The organism is Candidatus Methylomirabilota bacterium (genome assembly GCA_036005065.1).
Taxonomy (GTDB): domain Bacteria; phylum Methylomirabilota; class Methylomirabilia; order Rokubacteriales; family DASRDR01; genus DASYQW01.
On record DASYQW010000093.1, the window covers coordinates 1 to 9,286 of the forward strand.

9 protein-coding genes are annotated in these 9,286 nt (G+C 69.9%); 4 read left to right on the top strand and 5 right to left on the bottom strand.

Features of this window, described 5'->3' with window-relative positions; genetic code table 11:
* Positions 1 to 929, bottom strand: a 929-nt coding sequence (locus VGW35_06960) for an ABC transporter substrate-binding protein (GenBank protein ID HEV8307393.1), incomplete at its 3' end; no start/stop codon positions are given.
* Between the two features lie 264 nt (positions 930 to 1,193).
* Here VGW35_06960 and VGW35_06965 point away from each other — a divergent pair.
* The 3 genes from VGW35_06965 to VGW35_06975 are packed head-to-tail and all read left to right on the top strand — an operon-like array spanning position 1,194 to position 4,046.
* On the top strand, positions 1,194 to 2,108 hold the full coding sequence (locus tag VGW35_06965) for a dihydrodipicolinate synthase family protein (GenBank protein ID HEV8307394.1): 915 nt from the start codon (positions 1,194 to 1,196) through the stop codon (positions 2,106 to 2,108).
* Positions 2,109 to 2,123: 15 nt separating this feature from the next.
* On the top strand, positions 2,124 to 3,134 hold the full coding sequence (locus tag VGW35_06970; GenBank protein ID HEV8307395.1) for an ABC transporter permease subunit: 1,011 nt from the start codon (positions 2,124 to 2,126) through the stop codon (positions 3,132 to 3,134).
* A 9-nt stretch (positions 3,135 to 3,143) separates the two neighbouring features.
* Entirely contained in the window at positions 3,144 to 4,046 is a 903-nt protein-coding gene (locus VGW35_06975) for an ABC transporter permease subunit (protein HEV8307396.1), read from the top strand.
* 452 nt (positions 4,047 to 4,498) lie between these two features.
* On the opposite strand, the gene VGW35_06980 is transcribed toward VGW35_06975, so the two are convergent.
* The 3 genes from VGW35_06980 to VGW35_06990 form a co-directional block, all read right to left on the bottom strand.
* On the bottom strand, positions 4,499 to 5,257 hold the full coding sequence (locus VGW35_06980; protein ID HEV8307397.1) for an SDR family NAD(P)-dependent oxidoreductase: 759 nt from the start codon (positions 5,255 to 5,257) through the stop codon (positions 4,499 to 4,501).
* A gap of 227 nt (positions 5,258 to 5,484) precedes the next feature.
* On the bottom strand, positions 5,485 to 7,119 hold the full coding sequence (locus VGW35_06985) for an ABC transporter substrate-binding protein (protein ID HEV8307398.1): 1,635 nt from the start codon (positions 7,117 to 7,119) through the stop codon (positions 5,485 to 5,487).
* Between the two features lie 196 nt (positions 7,120 to 7,315).
* On the bottom strand, positions 7,316 to 7,813 hold the full coding sequence (locus VGW35_06990) for a hypothetical protein (GenBank protein ID HEV8307399.1): 498 nt from the start codon (positions 7,811 to 7,813) through the stop codon (positions 7,316 to 7,318).
* 226 nt (positions 7,814 to 8,039) lie between these two features.
* Between VGW35_06990 and VGW35_06995 the strand changes: the two genes are divergently transcribed.
* Positions 8,040 to 8,630: a metallophosphoesterase family protein gene (locus VGW35_06995; protein HEV8307400.1), complete on the top strand. Its 591-nt coding sequence runs from the start codon at positions 8,040 to 8,042 to the stop codon at positions 8,628 to 8,630.
* On the opposite strand, the gene VGW35_07000 is transcribed toward VGW35_06995, so the two are convergent.
* The gene (locus tag VGW35_07000; protein ID HEV8307401.1) at positions 8,564 to 9,118 is read right to left on the bottom strand and encodes an LLM class flavin-dependent oxidoreductase; all 555 of its coding nucleotides are present in this window, start codon (positions 9,116 to 9,118) and stop codon (positions 8,564 to 8,566) included. The genes VGW35_06995 and VGW35_07000 overlap by 67 nt on opposite strands.
* Between the last annotated feature and the right edge of the window lie 168 nt (positions 9,119 to 9,286).

The window sequence follows — 9,286 nt, forward strand, 5'->3', positions numbered from 1 at the left end:
TTCACCGCCCGCCGGAGATCCGGGTTGCTGAAGGGCGGCTTCTGCGCGTTCATGTAGATGAGGAAGATGGTGTTGATGGGCGCCTGGTAGATCTCGACGTCGTCGCGCGCCCGCCTGAGCTCGTCGGCCTGCGTCTTCCGCATGGGCGGCCAGGCGTCCCAGAGCATGATCTTCCCGGCCTTGGCGGCCGCCAGCTGGGTGGGCCCGCCCGCCAGGATGAACTGCTTGACCCCGTCGAGGTACGGCAGGCCGGGGATGAAGTAGCTGGGGTTCTTCTCCCACTCGATCACGCTGCCCCGCTCGTACTTCTTGAATTTGAAGGGCCCGGTGCCGATCTGGGCCTCGGGCGCATTGAGGTCGCCGAACCGGGCGAGCACGTGCTTGGCCGCCACCCGGCACCAGGCCGAGGCGAGGGACGGCAGGAAGGGCGCGGCCGGGAACTTCAGCTTGAATTCCACCGTGTCGGCGCTCACCACCTCGAAGCTCGCCACCATCGGCTTGAGCGAGGCGCCGCACTTGGGACTCTTGAAGTCGGGATTCAAGATGCGGTCGAAGGAGGCCTTGACGTCGGCGGCGCTGAAGGGCTGGCCATCGTGCCACTTCACTCCCTTGCGGAGGTGAAAGGTGTAGGTCTTGCCGTCGGGCGAGACCGTCCAGCGCTCCGCCAGGTCACCCGCAATCTTCGAGGGGTCGTCGGGGTCGTAGTGAAGCAGGCCGCTGAAGACCCCCGCCGTCGCCTGCTGAACGACCAGCGGCGACTCGGCGTGAACGTCCAGCCGGCCGGGATCGCCGTAGTCGAACCAGGTGAGGACGCCGCCGGGACGGGGTTTCTCCTGGGCGAGGGCGGCCGGGGCGCTCGGGTCGGCGCCCGCCAGCCCGGCGGCCGCCAGGAGCGTCACGAGGAGGCGAACGGGGTGGGACGTGACCATGGACCATCTCCTTGTGTGCGGGGTGGCGGACCGAATCGCCGAGACGGCTCGGCGTGAAGACCGCCAGGCTGATCGCCGGTCCCGGAAAGAATACCATCCAGGGCGCCGTTTCGATCTGCCGGCCTTGCGGGGGCGTCTCCCATCGCCGGTCGTTTGCGCTGTCGCCTGACCGCGTGCTAGCCTGATGCGCCGGAGGCCGGTCCGCGCTCCGCGGGTCCGGATCTCGGACACCCAGCGCCCCTCGCCAGGGACGGAGGACTCGACATGCCGCCGAAGCTCGAAGGAATCGTCGTCCCCCTGCTGACGCCCTTTACCCGGGACACGGACGAGTTCGACGCCCCCGCGTATCGCAAGCTGATCGACTATCTCCTCGGCGCCGGCGTCCACGCCATCATCGCCAACGCGGCCACCAGCGAGTTCAACAGCCTGGACGAGGCGGAACGCTACAGCGCGGCCGAGGTCGCGGTCGAGCAGGCGGCCGGCCGCCTGCCGGTCCTGGTCGGCGCCGGCTCCCCGGCGACCCGGCACTCGATCCGGTGGGCGAAGCATGCCGAGGCGATCGGCGCCGACGGGCTGCTGGTGATGCCGCCCTACTACGGCACCTGCTCGCTCGACTCGATCGTCGCGCACTACGCGGCCATCTCCGACGCGACGCCGCTGCCGATCATGGTCTACAACGCCCCCTACGCCGCCCACGTCCTCCTGACGCCGGCCGACCTCGAGCGGATCGCGAGCGTCGCGAACGTGCCATGGGTGAAGCTGACCACCGGGGTGCTCGAGCACGTCACTCTGATCCGGGAGCGGATGGGGGACCGGATCGCGATCTTCGAGGGCGTGGACAGCCTGGCCTTCCCGTCGATGGCCCTCGGGTCCTGCGGCTGGGTGGCCGGGACCGCGAACATGATCCCGGAGCTCGCCGTGGAGCTGTGGCGCCTCGTCCACGTGCAGGGGAATCTCCCGGGGGCGCGGGCCCTGCACGAGCGGATCAACCCGCTGCACGAGCTGAGCCGCGATTCCGGCATCTACTTCGCGCTGGGCAAGGAGGTGTGTCGCCTGCGAGGGTATCCCCTGGGCGCCACGCGGCGGCCGTGGCCCGAGCTCACCGAGGCCCAGCGCGCGCATGCCTTCGAGCTCGCCCGGGACCTCGGGCTCGTCGCGGAGGCCGCGGCCGGGGCCTGACCGCGTCGGCCCGGCATGGGACGCTACGTCCTCACCCGGCTCGGACTGGCCGTCCCGACCTTCATCGCCCTGACGGTCCTGACCTTCGCGCTCGTCCGACTCATTCCCGGCGATCCGGTGGAAGTGCTGATGGGCGAGGTCGGCGTCGACGCCCGGCGCCGGGCCGAGCTGCGGACCCACCTCGGGCTGGACCGCCCGCTCCCCGTCCAGTACGGCCGCTACGTCCTCGACCTCGCGCGGGGCAACCTCGGCCGATCCATCGCGACCCAGACGCCCGTCTTCACCGAGTTCCTGACGCTGTTCCCGGCGACGGCCGAGCTGGCCGTGGGCGCCATCCTGCTCGCGCTCGCGCTCGGCGTACCCGCCGGGGTGATCGCGGCGACGCAACGGGGATCGGTGGTCGACCAGGGGCTGATGGCCGGGGCGGTCACCGGGTTCTCCATGCCGATCTTCTGGTGGGCCCTGCTCCTGATCCTCCTGTTCTCGGGTAAGCTCGGCTGGACCCCCGTGTCGGGCCGGCTGTCGCCCCTGGTGTTCGTCGAGCCGGTCACCGGCTTCATGCTGGTCGACACCCTGCTGTCGCCCGAGAAGGGCGCCTTCACGTCCGCGGTCCGCCACCTCGTGCTGCCCGCCGTCGTCCTGGCCACGCTCCCCATGGCGGTGATTGCCCGGATCACGCGGTCGTCGATGCTCGAGGTCCTCAACGAGGACTACGTGCGCACCGCCCGCGCCAAGGGGCTCTCGCCCTTCCGGGTGGTCGCCCTCCACGCCTTCAAGAACGCGCTGATTCCGGTGGTGACGGTGGTGGGGCTTCAGGTGGGCGTGCTGATGACGGGCGCCATCCTCACCGAGACGATCTTCAGCTGGCCCGGGGTGGGGAAGTGGCTCGTGGAGGCGGTCTACCGGCGCGACTACCCCGTGGTCCAGAGCGGCGTCCTGCTCATCGCCACCCTGGTGATCGCCGCCAACCTCACGGTCGACCTGCTCTACGGGCTGATCGACCCGCGCATCCGCCACGCTCGCTGAGTCGCCCCGATGCCGGCGACACCACCGACCGCCGACACCCCGCCGGCTGCGCCGAAGCGGCGGGGCGGCTGGCGGCCGCTGCTGCGGCGCCGGGCGGCGGCAGCCGGAGCGCTGGTCCTGGCCCTGGTGGCGACCGTCGCGATCTTCGCCGACGTGCTCGCGCCCCACTCCCCGATCGAGCAGCACCGCGAGGCTCTGCTCCGGCCTCCCGTCTGGCAGGAGGGCGGCTCGGCTCGCTTCCCCCTGGGGACGGACGCCATCGGGCGGGACGTCCTGTCGCGCGTCATGTACGGCGCGCGTTACTCGCTGGTCGTCGGCGTGGTGGTGGTGGCGCTCTCGCTCGTTCTCGGGATCCTCCTCGGGCTGGTGGCGGGGTTCTGCCGCGGGCTCCTGGAAATGGCGGTCATGCGCGCCATGGACGTGATCCTGGCGCTGCCGACCCTGCTGCTGGCGATCGTGATGGTGACGATCCTGGGCGACGGCCTCCTCAACGCCATGCTGGCGGTCGCCGTCGTCACGCTGCCGCATCCGGCACGGCTGACGCGGGCGGCGGTCATCGGGGAGCTGGCCAAGGACTACGCGACGGCCGCCCGAGCCGCCGGCGCGAGCGCGCTCCGTCTGATGGTGCTCGGCGTCCTGCCCAACTGCATGGCGCCGCTGATCGTGCAGGCCACCCTGAGCTTCTCCGGCGCGATCCTGGCGGCCGCCGCCCTGGGCTTCCTCGGCCTCGGGGCCCAGCCGCCGACGCCCGAGTGGGGGACGATGCTCGCCGAGGCGCGCGAGTTCGTGCTTCGCGCCTGGTGGGTCGTGACGTTCCCGGGCGTGGCCATCCTCACGACCGTGCTGGCCCTCAACCTCGTGGGCGACGGGCTGCGGGATGCCCTCGACCCGAAGCTCCGGGGCGTGTCGTAGCCGCGTCCGGGGCCACTTCGGCGGTAACGAGCGTGCCCGAGGAGAGCCCGGTCCGCCGCTTGGCTTCGCTCCCGAGACGGGCTATGTTCTAGGCCAATCCTGGATGCGCACTCGGAGCGAGGAGGCCAGGCCATGAGCCGGAAAATGGGGACGGAGGCAGGCATGACTCGCCGTCAAGCGCTCGGTCGCTCGATGGCCCTGCTCGGGGGGCTCGCGGCCGGCGGGGGGCTCGTCTCGGTACCGCGGGTCGCGCGGGGCGCGACGACCGAGGTCACGTTCCAGCTCGGCTGGATCGTCGGCAACGGGCAGATCGGGGAGATCGTGGGTCGGAGCCTCGGCTACTTCGAGGCGGAACCGACCGGGAGGGGAGGAGACGAGCGGAGCGGCGCGGGCGCGCCCCCGAGGAGATGCGCGTGCCGAGGCACGCCTCGCGATGCCGGGCGTCGGCGGCGTCATCGGGACCAGAGACCACCCGCCAGATAGCCGCCGTCGACTGCCAGCGTGTGACCGGTGACGAAGCTCGCGTCGTCGGAGGCGAGGAACAGCGCCGCCCGGGCGACTTCGTCGACTTCGCCGAAGCGGCCCATCGGGATCCGGGCGATCCGTCGCTGTCGCGCCTCTTCCGGCAGGCTCCGCGTGAGCCGGGTATCGATCTGGGCCGGGGCGATCGCGTTCACCGTAATGTGATGCTGCGCCAATTCCACGGCCATGGTCTTCGTCAACTCGATCACGCCGGCCTTGGCCACGTTGTAGCCGACCAGGTTCTCCACCCCGCGAAATCCGTTGATCGACGCGGTCGCAACGATGCGCCCGCCGCCTTGCTTGACCATCTGGCGAGCGGCCGTCTGGCAGCACAGGAAGACTCCGGTGAGGTTAACGCGCAACACGCGATGCCACTGGATCTCGGGATGCTCCAGGAACGGCGCGGAGTGCACGATGCCCGCGTTGGCGAACATCACGTCGAGGCGCCCGAACTCGGCGACCACGCGGTTCACGAAATCCTGCACCTGGGTCGAGTCGCCGACGTCCACGCCCATGGCCATCGCTCGGCCGCCGCGCTCGGTGATCTCCTTGGCGACGGCCTCGGCGCTTTCCGTCTCGACGTCGCCGAGCGCGACCGTCGCACCCTCGGTCGCAAACAGGAGCGCCGTCGCGCGCCCGATTCCGAGCGCGCCGCCTGTGATCGCTGCGACCCGTCCTTGCAAGCGCATGGCGCTACCTCCTTGACTCATGGCGGCGGCCCCGCAGTCGGACGACGGCCAACGGCGACCCGATCGGATTCGTCGAGGATGACGGCCTCTGGCGCAGGCCGCCAGGGCGGGTGAACTTCGCCGTCCACCTCACCGGCGAGAATGACACCGGGACGATTGAGTTCGATGGACGGCCGGACGCCGGCGGCCGGAGCCCCGGAGCGCGGCGTGATCCGCGTCCCCCCGGACTACTCCTTGAGCCCCACGCCGAAGAAGGTCTCGGAGCCCACCGGCGTCAGCTTGTAGCCGACGACGCTCTTCCGCGTCATCGCGAGCTTGGTCGCGTAGGCGATGAGGATCGCGGGCGCTTCGTCGTAGAAGAGCTTCTGGGCGCTCCGGTAGAGCGCCAGCCGCTGGGCCTCGTCCTTGGTGACCTCGGCCTTGAAGATCAGGTCGTCGAACTCCTTGTGGCACCAACGCGACCGGTTGAACCCATTCCGGGCGGCCACGCAGCTCCAGCCCAGGACCGGGATCTGCCCGGGGTCCGCGTTCGGGTAGTTCCAGCCGAGGATCACCATCTCGTGCTCGCCGTCCTGCGTCCGCTTGAGGTACTGGCCCCATTCCACGGTCTTGATGTTGACCGTCACGCCGACCTTGGCCAGATCCGCCTGGACCAGCTCGGCGGTCCGGCGGGCGTTCGGCATGTACACGCGCACCACGGGCATGGCCCACAGGTCGGCCGTGAAGCCGTTGGGATAGCCGGCCTCGGCCAGGAGCTTCTTGGCCCGCTCGGGATCGTAGGGGTAGGGCTTGATGGACGGGTCGTGCCCCGGCAGCGACGGGGGGATCAGGGCGCCGGCCGCGATGCCGGTCTCACCCAGGTAGACCGCGTCCATGATGTTCTTCTTGTCGATGGCCAGGCTCAGCGCCAGCCGGACCCGCTTGTCCTGGAACGGCTTCTTCTCCGTGTTGTAGCCGAGGAACGCGTAGTCGGCGCCCGGGATCTCGTGCACCTGGATGTCGGGGTCGGCGCGCATGAGCTTGATGTCGGCGGGGTTCGGGAAGCGCATGATCTGGCACTCGCCGGCCTTCAGCTTGGCGTATCGGACGGAGGGATCGATCGTGATGAGCATGACGAGGTTGTCGACCTTGGCGGTCCGGTCGTCCATCCCCGGCACCGACCTGGCCCAGTGGTCGGGGTGCGCCCTGTACCGGATCATCGCGTCCTTCTGGTAGGAGACGAACGCGAACGGTCCGGTCCCGATCGGCTCCGTCGCGGTCTTCTCGGGGGTGCCGGCCTTCATCATCAGGTCCGAGTACTCCGCCGAGACGATGCCGAAGGTCTCGACCGCGAGCATCGCCGGGAACGCCACGGTCGGCTTGCCGAGGCTGAACCGCACCGTGTGGCTGTCCAGCTTCTCGATCCGCTTGATCAGCTGATCGAGCCCCATGCTGACGAACAGCGCGTACCGTCCGCCGCCGACCTTGTGCCAGGGGTGCTCGGGGTTCCGCTGCCGCTCGAACGTGAACATCACGTCGTCGGCGTTGAGCTCCCGCGTCGGCTTGAAGTAGCTCGTGCTGTGCCACTTCACGCCCTTGCGCAGCTTGAACGTGTAGACGAGCCCGTCGTCGGAGACGGTCCAGGACTCCGCCACCCCTGGAATCAGGCGGGTGCTGCCGCGCTCCATCTCCACCAGCTTGTTGTAGACGTGCTTGGTGGCGTCAGCGGTCGACTGGCCGATGATCTGCATCGGCATGAAGGTCTCGGGGCTGGTCTCGTAACAGTAGACGAGCGTGCTGGCTTGCGCGGCCGCGGCATACGTCAGCGCCAGCGCGAGTCCGGCCGCCAGCCGGGTGAAATGGCGCGCGAGCCTGCATCCCATGAGAGCCTCCCGTGTGCGTCGCCTCGGGACCGAGCCTGCCCGGACGCGCGCCGCCGCTCTTGTACAGGGCTGCGTCGGCCGCGCGGCGCACCGATCATAGGCGGCGCCAGTCGACGGTGTCAAGGACACGCGGTGGACCCGACGGCGCGCCCGGTCGCGCGGCGCAGCCAGCTTTGGGGGGCGCGGGAGGTGGCCGCTACGCCAAGGAGGGGACGGCCTTCAGTGCCCTCGCGCCCGGGCCTCCTCGCGTTACATCCTTGACGTGGCGTACCGCCGCCGAGCACACGAAGATCTTCAGGTTGTTGCTGTGAGGGTCAGCCGGGACCAGAAAGAAGCCGGGGCTGCATGGCCGATAGTCGGGGCTTGATCCGACGAGCACCTCGCCGTCGTGGAACGTGACCTGCACCTGGCGACCGGGGGGTGTCGGCCGTCCGTCGACAAACTGCTTGCGCTCCCGGTAGGCCGGGTTACCCGCGAAATCTCCTACGCAGAACACGGCCTTGAGATCCTCCACCCGCACGGGAGTCGGCTCATCCGAGGCGTCACGATTGGCGAAGATGTGAAACTGTCGGCGGCCCGGTTCGAAGTCGAAGGTGTACCCTTTGACGAGCCGACCGTCGCGATACCGGGCCACGACCCTTTCGCGCAGGAACGCCTTCTCTGGCATCATCATCTGAAGGCCCTCCCCTTTCACTGGCACCCTCCCGAGCGGCGAGACGAACCGGCCGCCTCCTCCGTTGCCGTCCCGCCCGACTGGGCCTGGCTTGGAGCAACGGGGATGCCAGGGTCAACCCCTTTAGAATCAATGGGATATGCGGGAGCGCCGGATTCTTCGCCATGACGAGCGCCGGGTTCTTCGCCATGGTAGCGGTGGGATGGGGCGGCAGGAGCCGGCTGGTCGGGTGTTGCGCGCTCGTTCCATGATCGGACGACGGAGTGTCCGACGCGACGAGGCCAGGGGTGTCCGTCGGTTCGTGGTCGGCGTGATCTCCGACACCCACGGACTCCTGCGGCCGGAGGCGGTCGCAGCGCTCCAAGGCGCGGACCTGATCGTGCACGCGGGCGACATCGGATCCGAGGCCGTCCTCCGCCGGCTCCGCGAGATGGCGCCCGTGATCGCGGTGCGGGGCAACAACGATCGGGAGGCCTGGGCGGCCTCGCTGCCCGAAATCGTCGTGACCGAGGTCGCCGGCGCTCGACTCTGCGTGATCCACGACTTGAAAGGGCTCCGCCTCGTTCCGGCCCGCGAGGGGATCGATGTCGTCATCGCCGGCCATTCTCACCGGCCGAGCGTCGAGCGACGCGGCCGGCTGCTCCTGCTCAACCCCGGGAGCGCCGGTCCTCGCCGCTTCACGCTGCCGGTCGCGCTGGCGCGACTCTACGTCAGGCCGGGGCGCCTCCACGCCCGGATCGTCCCGCTCACCGTGGCGTCTCCACCAACCACTCAGCGTCCCCGGAGACGCGCGACGACCGGGACGAAGGGTCCGAGGGCCGCGTCGGATACGACGTAGTAGGAGAATCCGAAGCGCTCGCGCCGCTCCTCCAGGGTGTCGACGATCCGGCCGACCGGGCCGAGGACGATGCTCGGCATCGCCAGGACGTCCTCCGGCGTGACGCCACTCCAGCCTCGCCCCCCGATGAGGGCTTCGGCCTCCCGCCGGGGAGCGTCGGTGATGATCGGCGCCAGGACCGTGCTCAACTCGACGTCGTCGAATCGCGGGCCCGCCCCCTCGCGCACCCAGGCGATCTTCTTCGCGACGGATTCGGGCAGTCGCTCGACCGGATCGTCCACCAGCGTGCCGGTCCGTGTCGAGCTGCTCAGGATTCCGACGATGTCGGCCTCGCGTCCGGCGAGCCGCAGCATGCGTGGGCTGCCCGCGCCGACGAGGATCGGCGGATGCGGGCGCTGGGCCGGCTTGGGGAATCCATCGAGGCCGTCGATCGTGTAGTGCTTGCCCGCGAAGGTGAGGGGAGCGTCGGCAAAGAGTCCCTTGAGCACCTGGAGGGCCTCAGGACGTCACCGACAGATCACGCCGAGAGGTGTCATCGAGGTCGCGGTCTCTCTCCCCCGAAAGGCAGGCCACACGAGCGGCCCGCGCGCGTCCAGCCGGCGGCGAAACGGGCGCGACCCGTGCTACCATAGGCGCGTGCGCCAGACTGTCGGGCG

Bases quoted from the DNA above. Each gene is read 5' to 3' on its own strand.
- VGW35_06965 (HEV8307394.1), top strand. From the start codon at position 1,194: ATGCCGCCGAAGCTCGAAGGAATCGTCGTCCCCCTGCTGACGCCCTTT.
- VGW35_06970 (HEV8307395.1), top strand. From the start codon at position 2,124: ATGGGACGCTACGTCCTCACCCGGCTCGGACTGGCCGTCCCGACCTTC.
- VGW35_06975 (HEV8307396.1), top strand. From the start codon at position 3,144: ATGCCGGCGACACCACCGACCGCCGACACCCCGCCGGCTGCGCCGAAG.
- VGW35_06980 (HEV8307397.1), bottom strand. From the start codon at position 5,257: ATGCGCTTGCAAGGACGGGTCGCAGCGATCACAGGCGGCGCGCTCGGA.
- VGW35_06985 (HEV8307398.1), bottom strand. From the start codon at position 7,119: ATGGGATGCAGGCTCGCGCGCCATTTCACCCGGCTGGCGGCCGGACTC.
- VGW35_06995 (HEV8307400.1), top strand. From the start codon at position 8,040: ATGATCGGACGACGGAGTGTCCGACGCGACGAGGCCAGGGGTGTCCGT.